Origin of the sequence: Pseudomonas sp. LG1D9, assembly GCF_002949995.1 — a bacterium.
GTDB lineage: Bacteria > Pseudomonadota > Gammaproteobacteria > Pseudomonadales > Pseudomonadaceae > Aquipseudomonas > Aquipseudomonas proteolytica.
In genome coordinates this window covers 1,146,096-1,162,110 of record NZ_CP026881.1, presented here as the reverse complement: position 1 = coordinate 1,162,110, position 16,015 = coordinate 1,146,096, and the positions used below count along the sequence as shown (strand labels likewise).

Below are 16,015 nucleotides of genomic sequence, written 5' to 3'. Positions count from 1 at the left end.
CCTCAAGCTTGCGCATTGGCTTTGATCAGGCGGTCGTACGCATCCTGATCCAACAGCTTAGCTACCGCATCGGCATCGGCCGGTTTAAAGCGGAAGAACCAACCTTCGCCCATCGGGTCTTCGTTGACCAGTTCCGGGCTGTCGCTGAGCTTGTCGTTCACTGCCAGCACTTCGCCGGTCAAGGGCATGTACACACCGCTGGCGGCCTTGACCGACTCTACGGTGGAAGCTTCTGCACCCTGGTCGTAGGCCTGCAGCTCAGGCAGTTGTACGAAAACCACATCACCCAGTGCGTTTTGCGCGAACGCAGTAATACCTACGGTGACGCTGCCGTCGGCTTCGGCACGCAGCCATTCGTGATCTTCAGTAAAACGCAATTCGCTCATGGAAACTCCTCAGGGCCAGAATCGTCTGGTGGACGGGATTGGAATGGGTAAGTCCTTAGCAAAAATGCGGCCAATATATTTTTATCGTTACAAATCAATAAGTTAAAAAATAATGCCGCGTGTGAGTTCCCAACAGCTGTAGCGAAATCGCTACGCTTCGATGGCAGAAAAAAAGCCTATGCGGATCAAAGCCTTGCATAGCGAAGGAGGATCAGTGGTGTATTGAAAACGTTCCGCTGTAGCGTTTTCAATACATGCGTCCCGCTCGATGAAGCGCCAGTGCATTGATTTATGTAGTGCCCCGCACGCCCATGGCCAACCTATTTTCCCCGCTCCGAATCATCAGGACGCGCGACATGAGCCATTCACCGGCGGCACTTCACGACACTTCACAGGCATATGCCTCCCGCGACTACCTCGGGCGTATGTTTGCCCAGCGCCCGACATTGATGCAGGTGGCCGAGTCGATGATCCAGGACTGGCTCGACGAAGGGTTTGCTGGCGCCGGCCTGCGCGCCACGGCTACCTGGATCGGCGTGCGAACCCAGGCGCCGGGCACATACGGGCAGCTCACTTGCCTGGGAGATGCGTTGATTCGGCGTCGCATGGGGGCTCAGGAGGGGAGCGACAGTGCAGGTCGCTATCAGTTACTGGTCAGCTCCATCAGTCGAGACCTGGTACCGGCCCCCGCCGGGGTTTCGGTCGACGATATCGAACGCATGCTCGACACCCTGGCCCCTGGGTTGTTCGAGGCCTTCAGTGCGCGGTTGGTGGCCTTCTGGAATGCGCCGGTGGCGGATGATCCTGGCCTCAGTCGCTGGGGCGCGGTGGGCAAGCAACTGCGCGCGTGCCTGCTCACGGCCTGGCAAAACCCGCCGCTGACGTCGCAGGAGGGCAGTCAGCTGTTGGGCTTGGGCGACGGCCCGCAGCAGCTTTGGGGTTATCTGGCGGACCGCCAGGCCCTGGGCCAGCCGGATGCGCTGCATATCTATCAGGTCTATGCCGCCCAGGAAGGCCAGCCGGGGGAGTGGCTGACGCTGTTGGTCCTGCAGCGCCAGGTGGCGCAGCAGCCGGTGACCCTGGTCTATGTGCCGGTGATGAGTGTGCTCAAACTCACGACGCAGGACGAGTTGGGTCACTTGTTGCCGCGCTATATGAGCAACTACAGGCCCGGCCTGCTCGTCAGCTGGGTGCTCAAAGAGCCCCAGGGTGATGTGTTCGATGCACAGGCCCAGGCCTTGCTGGAGCGCCAACTGCGTAACCTGCAACAGGTCAATTGGCAGGCGCTGCCCGGTGTCGACAGCTACAAGCGCCTGTTCAGCCGGCTCACCGCGCCCCAGGTGTGGTTCGATGCCGATTATGTCCAGCAGCCCCACGAAGAGCAGTTGCCCCTGTGGCTGCAGACCGCTGACAGTGCTGATCGATACACCTATGGCCAGTGGCTTGAGCGCTTGGCGCACCTGCAAAAACGCAGCGCTGGCGCATCGTTCCTGGACGGGCTCGATCCGATCGACGTGTACGCGCGCAAGGCGCTGCAACGCCAGATGCGCCTGGACTACCCGCACCAAACGCCGGTCAATCCGGATGATTGCCAACTGACGTTTGAACGCACCCAAGGCGCAACGGTGGGCTGGACCGAACGCACCACCAAGAGCCTGACGTTGTGGTCGCTGGAAAATCCCTTTGCCACACCCTACGCCAGCGTACAGATCAGCCCAGGGGCGCATGGCGGCTGGGTCACGCCTGGCTACCTGAAAACACTCATCGAAACCGTCGATGTGGGCCGGCACTATCCGGCGCGACTCAAGGCCGCGTTACTGTCAGACCCGCTAGAGTCGGCACGCCGCCGGCGTTTGTTTGTCGAGCAGATGGCGCTGCAACTGCCGATGCGAGCCTTGGAAAATCGCTTGCGTCAACGCCATGGGTTCACCGCGGCAGGCGTGCGGGTGGTGCAGGCCTTGCTGCAGAGCAGCCCCGACCAACCCGTTATCGTTGGCCGGCCCCTGGCGTTTCTGACCCATGCCGGCGGCGTCGTCCATAAGGCCAGCAACCTGTTTGTCATCGGCCCGCGGGACAACAGTGAGCTGCCCCATATTCTGTATCGGCCCGATCAGGTCGAAGCTGCGCTCCAGCAGTTCCCCAGCCGCCAGGCGTTGCTCGACGCGATCGCCAGCACAGGCAGCGACCTGCAGGCCGTGGTGCTGGAACGCCTGGACGAAAACAGCCGGACGCTGTTCGCCAATGGCGGTTTCCTGCACCCCCATGTCCAGCGTTTTCTGCAGGGAGACGAGTACAGCGCACAGCCAGCGTCCAGCCCAGCCTTGCTCAGTGACGAGGCGGTGCCGGGGGTGTTTCTTGAGCGCGTCTTTGATGAAAACGCCAGGAACCTCTGGCAGACCGCTGAAAAACAATCCATCTCTACCGAAGCATTACGCTGGACGCTGTTCAGAAATGACCTCTGGCAGTTGTTCAACGCGCTCTTGCCCATGCTCAGGGGGCCGGTGGCGGTGGCCGGGTGGCTGACCCTGGTATTGGGCAGCTTTCGCACGGTACTCGCGTTGCCAGCCACGGCCAGTGAAGAAGACCGCGCCACGACGCTGGTGGAGTTGATGGGCAGTCTGGCGGGCCTGTTGTTGAGCCCCATCGTCGGAATCGATGAGCGCCTGCGCCTGAGCGAGACCAGGCCCGTCACCCAGCGCTCGATTGCGCGGCTCGACAGCCTGCCGGTCAGGCATGCCCGGCAGACGCCGGCGACGTTCGCCTGGCAGCGCTCGCTAGGGGATGTCACCGGGATGGATTTCTCCTGGGCCAATGCGCGCTTACGGCTTGACCCCGCGCAGCAGGCCCAGCTTGAAACCTTCCACTGGTCGCCGGGGCGCGGTGAGCGGTGGCCGGGACCTCCCACCATCACCTCGGCGGATACGCCTGTCCGCGGGCAGGTCATGGTCCGGGACGCGCAAGGGACCGTTCGCCATGGCGATTACCTGCTGCTCGACAGCAAGGTCTATGGGGTCAAACAGGCCGAAGGACGCTGGCGAATCGTCGACCTCAGAGCACCGCTGCGTCAGGGTCCCTGGCTGCGCAAGAATGCGCGCGGGGTATGGAAGCCGGACGTGGGCCTGCAGTTGCTCGGCGGCCAGCCCAAACCCTCGGTCGCCAGCCGTCGCGCGAGCATTCAGCGGCATAACCAGATGCTGGAACGTCTTTACCAGGAGGCGACGACGCGCTTGGTGGCGCAGGAGACGGCGGTCGCTACCGCGCAAAAGCGCTTTCAGAAGGCCCATATGCGCCAACCGGAAAGTTTCACTGAGGCAGACCGGCAAGACATCCGCGCCAGTTTTATCGTGCAACTGGAAAAACAAACCCAGGCACAACTCGCCAAACTGGATGCATTGATTGCCTGTAACGCCAACAAACCGGTGGCGCGGTTCGAGCAGGAAAAGATCCTGCAACTCGAAGACCTCGTCGAAACGCTGCGCATGCAAATGGCGGTGCTGATAACCAGCCGCGCGTCCGAGGCGTTCACCGGCGAGCGCCGCAGCCAGTTGCAAGCGCAACTGGAAGATGAAGACGTCGCCGTTGCCCAGGCCGCGCACCAGACGTTTTTCCAGGCGACGCAGAAGATCATCGGCTACAACGACAAACTGATCGAGTTGAGCATCCTGGAACGCAACAACCATGCGCGTCTGGCCCAGGTGCCCGGTTACGACGCACGTCCCGACGCGGTGCCGCCTTCGGTGCTCGGGACGCCGCTGGACTGGAAGTCTGTCCAGCTGAAAGCCCTGAGTGGCGTGCTGCTGCGCAGGCCGCCGCTCCTGGAGGAATATGACGACTTCATGCAGATCAGGTCGTTGATCGATGAGGCGATTCAATCGGTCCAGTCACAAAAAACCTTGCAGGCGGCCGGCCCCCTGAGTGTGCAACAGCGTATCGAGGGGTATGACGCGCTGCTGCTTGAGTACGACAACACCCAGGCGCGCCTGCGCGAGTACGACGACACCGCGGCCGACCTGCTGTACGACGGCAGCATCGGGCACGTAAACCGTCTGCTCAACGCCCTCGAACACGAAGTCAGGGGCTCAATGGCCACACTGCTGCGCGAGCGCGAGCGCACCCCCGGGCGCAAGCCGGGGCCCGCGCTGGGCGCTGGCAAACGCTTGATCCGAGATCGCAAGAACCGCTACCTGGTGGGGCAGGCCCGTAGTACTGCGGCGGCGGTGGACGCGGGTGTTGTCGATGTCATCAACCCAGTCGATCAGAGCCTGGTGGCGAGCTTTCGCCAGACACCGGGCAGTGAAGCCTTTGAGACGCTCACCGAGACCAGCACAGCGCCCGTGCGAGCCGTGCGCCCGCTGGAAAAGCTGCTGGGGGATGCGCGTAAACTGCTGGAGCGCCAGGCGATCGTTCTCGACCAGGCGCGCAACGAAGCGCTCCAGGCCAGCCTGCCCGCCAGCGTCGAGGCCAGGTTGTCGCGCCACAGCGAGAAGATGAACGTGGTGGCCGAAAAAATCCGCAAAGCCCTGGGGCAGGACAGTTCCCAGGCCACCCAAGAGCCGTTGCTCGGTGAGCTGGCCCAGGGCTCGCGCAACCTGCGCGAGCAAGGCCGGCTGATTCGCATCGAAATGGTCAAGCGCCTGCCACCCGACGAAGCGGGCATTGCGTATCTGCAAAGCCAGAATCAGGTGCAGATCGTACCGATAGAGGGGCGCATTGCGCTCAAGCGGGCGAATGATTTTTTACAGGAATATACGGTCAAGGACATGGACGGCAAGGTCTTGGCCTACGCCCATTTTCATTACCGCACGCCCGCGACACCGAATGCCGACTACAGCGCCGGGCATTTGAAACGGCCGGAACAGCGCTTCATGAGCTTTCGCAGCCTGGCCGACAAGACCGACAGCGATGTCATCGCCATCTATTATTCGCGGATCAGCGCGGCCATGGCCCAAAGCCTGTTTTTCAGCGCCACGGGGGCGGTCATGCAACGCGGGCGGCGGATCTTCTGGTGAGTTCCTGGTTCAGGGTTTGCCGGGGATACCGTACTTGCGCAACCGATGGGCGATCGCCGTGTGGGATGTTTGCAGGCGGTTGGCCAGTTGGCGTGTCGAGGGATAGCTGACGTAGAGCTTTTCCAGCAGGCTGCGTTCGAAGTCCTCCACCGCTTGCTCCAGGCTGTCGACCTCGCCGTCGCTCTGGCGGGCGACCGAGGTGCCGGCGATGTCCAGGTCGCCAATGTCCACCAGGTTGCTTTCGCAAATGGCGGCGGCGCGGAAGATCACGTTCTGCAACTGGCGCACGTTACCCGGCCAGCGGTTACCCAGCAGGGCCGGGTAGGTGCCCGGCGCCAGGCGGCAGACCGGACGCTGGATCTGCGCGCAGGCCTGCTGCATGAAGTAGCGGGCCAGCAGCAGGATGTCCTGGCCACGCTCGCGCAGTGGCGGGACTTCGACATTCAGCACATTGAGGCGGTAGAACAGGTCTTCGCGGAACGTGCCTTCAGTGACCATTTTCTCCAGGTCGCGGTGGGTGGCACTGAGGATGCGCACATTGACCTTGACCTCACGGTCGCCACCGACCCGGCGAAAGCTGCCGTCATTGAGAAAACGCAGGAGCTTGGCCTGCAGGTAGGGCGACATCTCGCCAATCTCATCGAGAAACACCGTGCCCTGGTTGGCCAGCTCCATTAGCCCCGGCTTGCCGCCGCGCTGGGCACCGGTGAAGGCGCCGGGGGCGTAGCCGAACAGCTCGCTTTCGGCGAGGTTCTCCGGCAGGGCTGCGCAGTTGAGCGCCAGGAACGGCGAGCTATGCCGCGCACTGATGGCATGGCACGCGCGGGCCACCAGCTCTTTGCCGGTGCCGGTTTCGCCTTGGATCAACAGCGGGGCATCGAGGGCCGCGACCCGTTGCGCGCGGGTCTTGAGGGTACGGATGGCCACGGATTCGCCCAGCAGCGCATCGAAGCCTTCGGCATGGTCATGGTGCAGGGCTGACAGCCGCTCACCGATCCGGTTGGGCGGGTACAAGGTCAGCAGCGCGCCCGCATCGGTAATCGGCGTGGCGTCCAGCAGCAAGGTCTGGCCGTTGACGCTGATCTCGCGCAGGGGCAGGCGAAAGCCATGTTCAAGCAAGGTGTCCAGCAGCGCCGGATCGTCAAACAGCTCGGCGATACTTTCGCCCGCCGGCTCGCGACCATACAGGGCAATCAGCGCCGGGTTGGCCAGCAGCACCTTGCCGGCACTGTCCAGGGCCAGTACCGGGTCGGTCATGGCCGCCAGCAGTGCGTCAAGTTGCAGGTGGCGACGCTGGCCGGGAAGGATATCCACCACCGTCACCGCTTGTACGCCGTGGACGCTGAACAGTGCGTCGCGCAATTCTTCCAGCACTTGCACGCTCAGGGTCGGCGCGTCGATGTAGACGTTGGGCGGGATCATCTCCACCGCATCCAGGTTGAGATTGCGCCCACCGAGCAGGGCCAGAACTTCCTGGGTGATGCCGACGCGGTCGATGAAGCTGACGTGGATACGCATGGGGCGGACTTTGATTCTGCAATGCGGAGGGTGGCCAGTATGCCTGAGCGGGGGTGGAGATCAAAAAATGTGGGAGCTGGCTTGCCTGCGATAGCCATAGGTATCTACACAACTTTCAGAAACTGACGAACTCTCCTGTGGCGAGCGGGCTTGTCGGAACGCCGCATCGCCCGCGCTGGGCTGCGAAGCAGCCCCAAAACCAGCCGCTGCGGTGTATCTGGTACAACGCATTCGGCTTATAGGGGCTGCTTCGCAGCCCAGCGCGGGGCAAGCCCGCTCGCCACAACAGCCCTATCTGCTTGGATTTAGGCGTTGCGGCAACGTTGTGTAGATCCCTATCGCAGGCAAGCCAGCTCCCACATTTGACTGGTTATGGCAGTGGAACCGAGGTTATTCCAGATGCTCTGGCTTGATCGGGTCGCCCGGTTTTACATCCAGTTGGTGGCGCACATCCTCGAACATCAGGTCGTACTGTTTATGCATGCCACCGTTGAGCACCGCAGTTTTCGGCATGCCGTACTTCTGCGCGATGTTCATGGCGTGGCGGGCAAAGTCGAAGGCCTGGTCCTTGGGCAGGAAGAATTCTTCCTTGAGGTCTTTGCCCTGCACCGAACCGTGCATCTTGAAGAGCATTCCCTTGCCTTCCTTTGGGTCCTGGCTGACTTCGTAGTCGATGCACAGGTCGTAGCTGTGATCCTGGGCATTCAATGCATGGCGTTCAACATGCAAGTGACCGGGTTCAAAAATGGCCATAGGCGTCTCTCCCTAACAAGGCATTGGAGAAGGGCGGCTGCAACAACCGCCCGGGGTGTATTTATAAGTAGGTGATGCCAGGTTTTGCCGTGCTGATACGGGTGCCGGCGGTGCCCTGGACAATGGCTTCGATGTCCGAGAGTGAACCGATCACTGCGGTTTTGCCAGTGTTGCGGGCGAACTCGCAGGCGGCCTGGACCTTGGGCCCCATGGAACCGGCGGCGAAGCCGAGTTTTTCCATGTCGTCAGGGTGCGCCTGGCCGATGGCTTTTTGCGTCGGTTTGCCGAAGTCGATAAAGGCCGCATTGACGTCGGTGGCGATCACCAGCAGGTCGGCTTCCAGTTGCTGGGCCAGCAGCGAGGAACACAGGTCTTTATCGATCACAGCTTCGATGCCCTTGAGCTTGCCGTTCTCGTCGTACATGGTCGGGATGCCGCCGCCGCCGGCGCAGATCACGATGCTGCTCTTTTCCAGGAGCCACTTGATCGGGCGGATTTCAAAGATGCGTTTGGGCCGTGGGCTGGCCACTACCCGACGGTATTTATCGCCGTCGGGGGCAATTGCCCAGCCTTTTTCGGCGGCCAGTTTTTCGGCTTCGGCCTTGGAGTAGACAGGGCCGATCGGCTTGGTCGGGTTCTGGAAGGCCGGGTCCTTGGCGTCCACTTCGACCTGGGTCAACAGGGTGGCGAAAGGCACTTCAAAGTCCAGCAGGTTGCCCAGTTCCTGTTCGATGATGTAGCCGATCATGCCTTCGGTTTCGGCGCCCAGCACGTCCAGCGGGTAGGGGGAAACCTGGGTGTAGGCGGCCGCTTGCAGCGATAGCAGGCCGACTTGCGGCCCATTGCCGTGGGCGATCACCAGCTCATTACCGGGATGAATCTTGGCAATCTGTTCGGTGGCGACCCGGATATTGGCGCGTTGGTTGTCCGCAGTCATGGGTTCACCACGGCGGAGCAGGGCGTTACCGCCCAGTGCAACGACGATACGCATAATGCAATCCTTCTAGAATTCTGCCTTGTGAACACTGGGCCAAGTGTGGGAACAGGCTTTATGTAGGAGCCGGGCTTGCCCGCGATGCAGTCACCTCGGTCTGCCAGACATATTGAGGTGATGCCATCGCAGGCAAGCCAGCTCCCACATAAAGCTCGCGCCCACATTGACCGTGTTGCATCAGTGGGAGCGGTGCCGGGTTACAGGTCCGCTAGGGTCGAAACCAGGATCGCCTTGATGGTATGCATGCGGTTTTCCGCTTGCTCGAAAGCGATGCAGGCCGGGGACTCGAACACGTCGTCGGTCACTTCGATGCCGTTGGCCAGGTGCGGATACTGCTCGGCAATCTGCTTGCCGATCTTGGTATCGCTGTTATGGAACGCCGGCAGGCAGTGCATGAACTTGGTGCGTGGGTTGCCGGTGGCTTTCATTAGTTGGGCATTGACCTGGTATGGCAGCAGTTGCTCGATACGTTCGGCCCAGGCCTCTACTGGCTCGCCCATGGACACCCAGACGTCGGTGTGGATGAAGTCCACACCCTTGACCGCCGCTTTCGGGTCTTCGGTGAGGGTGATGCGTGCACCGCTTTCTTCTGCGTATTTTTTGCAGCGACCGACCAGATCGTCATGGGGCCACAGGGCTTTTGGCGCGCAGATGCGCACGTCCATGCCCAGCTTGGCGCCGACCAGCAGCAGCGAGTTGCCCATGTTGTTGCGGGCGTCGCCCAGGTAGGCGTAGCTGATGTCGTGGATCGGCTTGTCGGCGTGTTCACGCATGGTCAGCACGTCGGCGATCATCTGGGTTGGGTGGTACTCGTCGGTCAGGCCGTTGAATACCGGCACGCCGGCGAATTTCGCCAGTTCTTCGACGATTTCCTGCTTGAAGCCACGGTATTCGATGGCGTCGTACATGCGCCCAAGTACGCGGGCGGTGTCTTTCATGCTTTCTTTGTGGCCGATCTGCGACGAGTTCGGGTCGATGTAGGTGACGTTGGCGCCCTGGTCATAGGCCGCCACTTCGAAGGCACATCGGGTGCGGGTCGAGGTTTTCTCGAAGATCAGCGCGATGTTGTTGCCTTTGAGGTGCTGCTGCTCGGTGCCGGTGTACTTGGCGCGCTTGAGGTCGCGGGACAGGTCCAGCAGGTAGCGCAGTTCGCGCGGGGTGTGGTGTTCCAGGCTCAGCAGGTTACGGTTGTGGATGTTGAACGCCATGATGATTCTCCTTGGATTCGGTAATCGGCCCGTGCGGCATCGGGTGGACGCCGCCGGGGAGATGGTCGTTTAGTAGTCGATAGGGTCGCGGATGATCGGGCAGGTCATGCAGTGGCCGCCGCCACGGCCGCGCCCCAGTTCGCCGGCGCTGATGGTGATGACTTCCACACCGGCCTTGCGCAGCAGAGTGTTGGTGTAGGTGTTGCGGTCGTAGCCGATCACCACGCCAGGCTCCACGGCCACCACGTTGTTGCCGTCGTCCCACTGTTCGCGTTCGGCGGCGAAGCTGTTGCCGCCGGTCTCCACTACGCGCAGGGCCTTGAGGCCGAGGGCGGCGGCCACGGTATCGAGGAAGTTGGTTTTCTCCCGTTGGATATCAATGCCGTGGGGCTTGCTTTCATCTGGACGCAGGGTGAAGGGCACGATCTGGTTCACCACTTCCGGGAAGATGGTCACCAGGTCGCGGTCGCAGAAGCTGAACACGGTGTCCAGGTGCATCGCCGCGCGGGATTTCGGCAGGCCGGCAACGATGACCTTTTCCACGGCCTTGTTCTTGAACAGGTTGCGCGCCAGTTGGCCGATAGCCTGGTGGGACGAACGCTCGCCCATGCCGATCAACACCACGCCGTTGCCAATCGGCATCACGTCGCCGCCTTCCAGGGTGGCAGCGCCGTGCTCCTGGTCAGGGTCGCCGTACCAGATCTGGAAGTCGGCGTTGGTGAACTCGGGGTGGAACTTGTAGATGGCGGTGGTCAGCAGGGTTTCCTGACGTCGCGCCGGCCAGTACATGGGGTTGAGTGTCACGCCACCGTAGATCCAGCACGTGGTGTCACGGGTGAACTGAGTGTTGGGCAGCGGCGGCAGGATGAAGCTGGCGTGGCCGAGGAAGTCGCGGAACATCTCGATGGTCTTGCCACCGAAGCTGCTCGGCAGATCATCGGCGGACACGCCACCGATCAGGAACTCGGCGATCTTGCGCGGCTCCAGGCTGCGTAGCCACGAGCCGACTTCATCGACCAGGCCCAGGCCAACGGTGTTGGCGGTGATCTTGCGCTCCAGGATCCAGTCCAGCGCTTCGGGGATGGCGACAATCTCGGTCAGCAGGTTGTGCATTTCCAGCACATCGATATCGCGCTCGCGCATCTTGGTGACGAAGTCGAAATGGTCGCGCTTGGCCTGGGCCACCCAGAGCACGTCATCGAAGAGCAGTTCGTCGCAATTGTTGGGGGTCAGCCGCTGATGGGCCAGACCTGGGGAACACACCATGACTTTGCGCAGTTTGCCGGCTTCGGAATGTACGCCGTACTTAACTTTTTCCGTGGTCATTACAGATCCTCCAGTGAACAAAAAGATTCAGGTGTTACAGGGTCAGGAAGCCGTCGTAGAGCCCATAGGCCGCCACCAGGGCGCCAATGACCACTGCGGCGAAAATCAGCTTCTCGACGTTGGTGAAAATCGGTTTGCCCAGCTCACGCTTGGCCTTGGCGAACAGGATCGCGCCAGGGGCGTAGAGCAGGGCGGACAACAGCAGGTACTTGGTGCCACCGGCATACAACAGCCAGACCGCGTAGATCAGGGCGATGGCGCCGATGAACAGGTCTTTCTTGCGCTCGGCCAGGGCCGCCTCGTAGGTCTCGCCGCGTACCGCCAGCAACAGTGCGTAGGCCGCCGACCACAGGTAAGGCACCAGGATCATCGAGGTGGCGAGGTAGATCAGCGACAGGTAGGTACTGGCGGAGAACAGGGTGATTACCAGGAATATCTGCACCATGGCGTTGGTCAGCCACAGGGCGTTGACCGGCACATGGTTGGCGTTTTCCTTACGCAGGAACTCCGGCATGGTGTGGTCTTTGGCGGCGGCGAACATGATCTCTGCGCACAGCAGCACCCACGACAGCAATGCCCCGAGCAGGGAGATGATCAAGCCGACGCTGATCAGCACCGCGCCCCAGTGGCCGACCACATGCTCGAGCACGGCCGCCATCGACGGGTTCTGCAGCTTGGCCAGTTCCGGTTGAGTCATGATCCCCAGGGACAGCACGTTCACCAGCATCAGGAACAGCAGCACGGTGATAAAGCCGATGACGGTGGCCTTGCCCACATCCGAGCGCTTTTCGGCACGGGACGAGAAGATGCTCGCGCCTTCGATACCGATAAATACCCAGACGGTAACCAGCATCATGTTGCGCACCTGGTTCATCACACTGCCCAGGTCGGGGTTTTTCACGCCCCAGATATCCGCGGTGAAGATGTCCAGCTTGAACGCGAACAGTGCGATCAATACGAACAGCACCAGCGGCACGACCTTGGCGACCGTGGTGACCAGGTTGATGAACGCTGCTTCCTTGATGCCGCGCAGCACCAGGAAATGCACGGCCCACAACAACACCGAGGCGCCAATCACTGCCGCCGGGGTGTTGCCTTCGCCGAAAATGGGAAAGAAGTAACCGAGGGTGCTGAACAGCAGCACGAAGTAACCGACGTTGCCCAGCCAGGCGCTGATCCAGTAGCCCCAGGCCGACGAGAAACCCATGTAGTCGCCAAAACCGGCCTTGGCGTAGGCGTATACACCGCCGTCCAGGTCGGGTTTGCGGTTGGCCAGGGTTTGGAACACAAAGGCCAGGGTCAACATACCTACGGCGGTGATAACCCAACCAATCAATACCGCACCAACATCGGCGCTGGCGGCCATGTTTTGCGGCAACGAGAAGATCCCACCGCCAATCATTGAGCCCACAACTAGAGCAACAAGGGCGCCTAATCGAAGTTTTCCGGGAGATTCAGACATTGCGTGACTCCAATGCAGGAGAAGAGAGACCACAGAATAAAACTGTGCGCTATTCAAACAGCTGACTCAGATCACTTCATTGGCACATTCCATTGTGAATTAAAGACTTATGAATAAATGCTGCGGGCGTATAATTACTCGGATAAGCGCGTCCCAGAGCTTTTATCCGTTTGGATTAATGCGATATGCGTAAGGCGTGGATGTTTGAAGCTAGCCCGTTTTCGCAGATGTGCAAACTTTTTCAAAAGGCTTTGCCAAATACCTCTCAAGGATAAAAGACAAGGGGTATTTAAATTCTAAATTTGCCTAAACTCGACTAACTGAAATGTCATTAAGTTATGAGGCGAGCAGTGTTATTCGCTATAGATAATAAACGTTGCATGTTTTCGATAAATTAGCCGAGTGCACAGTTGTTAGCTCAATGACGGTTTTATCTGCAGGAGTTTCTATGTCGCAACCGGCACAAAAGCTGCGCCTCAGCGCCCTGGTGGCGTTGGTGGTGGGCTCGATGATTGGCGGCGGGATCTTCTCGTTGCCGCAGAACATGGCGGCGCGGGCAGAGGTGGGGGCGATCCTGATCGGCTGGGGCATCACCGCCATTGGCATGTTGACCCTGGCCTTTGTGTTCCAGACCCTGGCCAACCGCAAGCCCAACCTGGACTCGGGTGTGTATGCCTACGCCAAGGCCGGTTTTGGTGACTACATGGGCTTCTCGTCGGCCTGGGGCTACTGGATCAGCGCCTGGATGGGCAACGTCGGCTACTTCGTGTTGCTGTTCAGCACCCTGGGCTATTTTTTCCCGGTGTTCGGCCAGGGCAACACGCCCGTGGCGATCGGTTGCGCGTCGTTGCTGCTGTGGGCCGTGCATTTTCTGGTGATGCGCGGCATCAAGGAGGCGGCGTTTATCAACCAGGTCACGACCGTGGCCAAGATCGTGCCGTTGCTGATGTTCATCGTGATCGCCGCCGTGGCCTTCAATGCAGACATTTTTACCCGGGATATCTGGGGCCTGGGCAACCCGCAATTCGGTGGGGTGATGGACCAGGTGCGCAACATGATGCTGGTCACCGTGTTTGTGTTTATCGGCATCGAAGGCGCCAGTGTGTACTCGGCGCGCGCCGAAAAACGCTCCGACGTGGGGCGCGCCACGGTGATCGGGTTTGTCGGGGTGCTGGCCCTGCTGGTGCTGGTGAACGTGCTGTCCCTGGGGATCATGAGCCAGCCCGAGTTAGCCAACTTGCAAAACCCGTCACTGGCGGGCGTGCTGGAACATATTGTGGGCCCCTGGGGCGCGATGTTGATCAGCATCGGCCTGGCGGTGTCGTTGCTGGGGGCGCTGCTGTCATGGGCCTTGCTGTGCGCCGAGATTCTCTACGCCACCGCCCATGACAAGACCATGCCGGCCTTCCTGAAGAAGGAAAATGCCAACCGTGTGCCGGTCAATGCGCTGTGGCTGACCAATGTGATGATCCAGCTGTTCCTGGTGATCACGCTGTTTTCCGCCAGCACCTACACCACGTTGATCTACCTGGCCTCGTCGATGATTCTGGTGCCGTATTTATGGTCGGCGGCCTATGCCGTGCTGCTGTGCGGGCGCGGGGAAACCTATGAGGGCGCCCAGGGCGAGCGGCTCAAGGACCTGCTGGTGGGCGTGATTGCCCTGGGGTATGCGGTCTGGCTGCTGTATGCCGGTGGCTTGAAATACCTGCTGCTGTCGGCGCTGCTGTATGCGCCGGGCGTCATCCTGTTTGCCCAGGCCAAGCGCGAGCAGGGCCAGCCGCTGTTTACCTTGTTGGAAAAAGGCATTTTCAGTTGTGTGATCGCTGGGGCGAGCCTGGCGGCGTATGGGTTGTACAGTGGTGTGTTGAGCCTGTGAGCGATTGTGCGGGCTTCATCGCGGGCAAGCCCACATTGACTGAGCTGTACACAATCAACTGTGGGAGCGGGCTTGCCCGCGATGACAATCCCAAGGTCACCACTGTGCCCGATGCGCGCCCAATTCCCCGGCCGGCAAGTCCCATTGCAGCGGTGTCCCGGTAATAGTGACCGGGGCTAGCAAACGATGTGTCGGCCCCCAGGCCGTCTGTTCCACCAGCAACCCCTGATCAGCGGGTTGTTCTTCACGCAATGCGGGCTGCTTGCCGTGTCCCGCCTCAACCAACAATTTTGCCGTACGCGCCAGCGACAGCCGTGCCGAACCTGCGTGCCCGCTGTTCAAGCGCTGGGCCAAGGCCTGTATCGCACTGGCGGCCATCAGGTAGCCGGTAGCATGGTCCAGAGCCTGCACCGGCAGCGGCACGGGTTGATCCACCTGTTTGCTCTGCATACCGGCGTGGGCGATGCCGCTGCTCATCTGCACCAGGCTGTCGAAGCCCCGGCGATTGCGCCACGGGCCGCTCCAGCCGTAGGCGTTAAGGCTGACGTCGATCAGGCCTGGGGCAATCTGCTGCAGTGCGGTTGCGTTGTAACCCAGGTGTTCCAGCGCATCTGCCCGATAACCGTGAAGCAGAATGTCGGCATCCCTGAGCAGGTTTTCGAATAGTTGCCGGTCGTTGGCGTGTTTAAGGTCAAGGCGCGCGCAGCGCTTGCCCAGGGTCATTTCCGGGACAACCCCGGGTTCGTTCCAGTCGGGTGCGTCGATGCGCAATACGTCGGCACCCAGGCCTGCAAGAAAACGACTGGCCACGGGGCCGGCCAGGACGCGGGTCAGGTCCAGGACCTTGACCCCCGCCAGCGGGCGCGCAACGCTGCCGAGCCAGCGGCTTTTACCGCGCGCGACGAAGCGCTCCCATGCGATCAGGGGTTCCTGATTGACCGCCAACCCTTGTGGATGGGCCTGCCACTCCTGCCAGGTGCGCATCTGCGCCGCGCAGCCGGCTTCGTCGACTATCGCTTGTTCAAGCTCGCCAGCGTTCCACTGGGCGACCTTGAGGGCCATTGCCGTCCGCTGCGCCGCCTGTCCGAGTACTCGCTCGGCGGCGGCGCGATGGTGTGGGGCGTTGGTGTGCAGGCGAATCCAGCCATCGGCGCAGGCGTAGTCGCCGGCAATCGGGTCCCATAATGGCGGAACGCTCCAGCCCAGCGGGCGCAGGGAGCTGGAGAACCAGAACGAGGCCAGGCGCCGGTCGACGCTGACCATAGGCAAGCGCGCGGTCTGTTGTTCAAGCAGGCGGGCCACTGCCTGACCCGCCGCACCCATGCTGGCGCAGGCCAACTCGGTGACGGCGAAGGCCGACGGCAGGGCACCGGCTTCTGTGGTCGCCAGCGGTGCGGCCGGCAGATCGAGTGCAAGTTGGATCGATGTGAGCAGATCAGTCATCAGAGGCCCTCCTTAACAGGAGGGCCATCATAGAAGATCT

General features: G+C 61.3%; 10 protein-coding genes. 2 read left to right on the top strand and 8 right to left on the bottom strand.

All coding sequences use genetic code 11. From position 1 onward, the window contains the following. Positions 1-2 precede the first annotated feature (2 nt). On the bottom strand, positions 3-386 hold the full coding sequence (gcvH, locus tag C5F71_RS05670) for a glycine cleavage system protein GcvH (protein ID WP_029300273.1): 384 nt from the start codon (positions 384-386) through the stop codon (positions 3-5). Between the two features lie 356 nt (positions 387-742). Between gcvH and C5F71_RS05665 the strand changes: the two genes are divergently transcribed. Then, entirely contained in the window at positions 743-5,395 is a 4,653-nt protein-coding gene (locus C5F71_RS05665; protein ID WP_104910784.1) for a hypothetical protein, read from the top strand. Between the two features lie 9 nt (positions 5,396-5,404). On the opposite strand, the gene C5F71_RS05660 is transcribed toward C5F71_RS05665, so the two are convergent. The 6 genes from C5F71_RS05660 to arcD (C5F71_RS05635) form a co-directional block, all read right to left on the bottom strand. Continuing rightward, positions 5,405-6,913 (bottom strand): sigma-54-dependent transcriptional regulator, encoded by a 1,509-nt coding sequence (locus tag C5F71_RS05660; RefSeq protein WP_029300271.1) that lies wholly within the window; start codon positions 6,911-6,913, stop codon positions 5,405-5,407. A 390-nt stretch (positions 6,914-7,303) separates the two neighbouring features. Then, the gene (locus C5F71_RS05655) at positions 7,304-7,666 is read right to left on the bottom strand and encodes a DUF5064 family protein (RefSeq protein WP_029296312.1); all 363 of its coding nucleotides are present in this window, start codon (positions 7,664-7,666) and stop codon (positions 7,304-7,306) included. A gap of 61 nt (positions 7,667-7,727) precedes the next feature. Beyond that, entirely contained in the window at positions 7,728-8,657 is a 930-nt protein-coding gene (gene arcC, locus C5F71_RS05650; RefSeq protein ID WP_029296314.1) for a carbamate kinase, read from the bottom strand. A 200-nt stretch (positions 8,658-8,857) separates the two neighbouring features. Further along, entirely contained in the window at positions 8,858-9,868 is a 1,011-nt protein-coding gene (locus C5F71_RS05645) for an ornithine carbamoyltransferase (RefSeq protein WP_029296316.1), read from the bottom strand. A 69-nt stretch (positions 9,869-9,937) separates the two neighbouring features. After that, positions 9,938-11,194, bottom strand: a complete 1,257-nt coding sequence (arcA, locus tag C5F71_RS05640) for an arginine deiminase (RefSeq protein ID WP_070995314.1) — start codon at positions 11,192-11,194, stop codon at positions 9,938-9,940. Between the two features lie 34 nt (positions 11,195-11,228). Continuing rightward, entirely contained in the window at positions 11,229-12,656 is a 1,428-nt protein-coding gene (arcD, locus tag C5F71_RS05635; protein ID WP_029296320.1) for an arginine-ornithine antiporter, read from the bottom strand. Between the two features lie 448 nt (positions 12,657-13,104). Between arcD (C5F71_RS05635) and arcD (C5F71_RS05630) the strand changes: the two genes are divergently transcribed. Continuing rightward, positions 13,105-14,532, top strand: coding sequence for an arginine-ornithine antiporter (arcD, locus tag C5F71_RS05630; protein WP_104910783.1), 1,428 nt, complete (start codon positions 13,105-13,107; stop codon positions 14,530-14,532). Positions 14,533-14,628: 96 nt separating this feature from the next. Here arcD (C5F71_RS05630) and C5F71_RS05625 read toward each other — a convergent pair whose 3' ends face one another. Further along, complete coding sequence (locus C5F71_RS05625) at positions 14,629-15,975, bottom strand: CoA transferase (RefSeq protein WP_104910782.1); 1,347 nt, start codon at positions 15,973-15,975, stop codon at positions 14,629-14,631. Between the last annotated feature and the right edge of the window lie 40 nt (positions 15,976-16,015).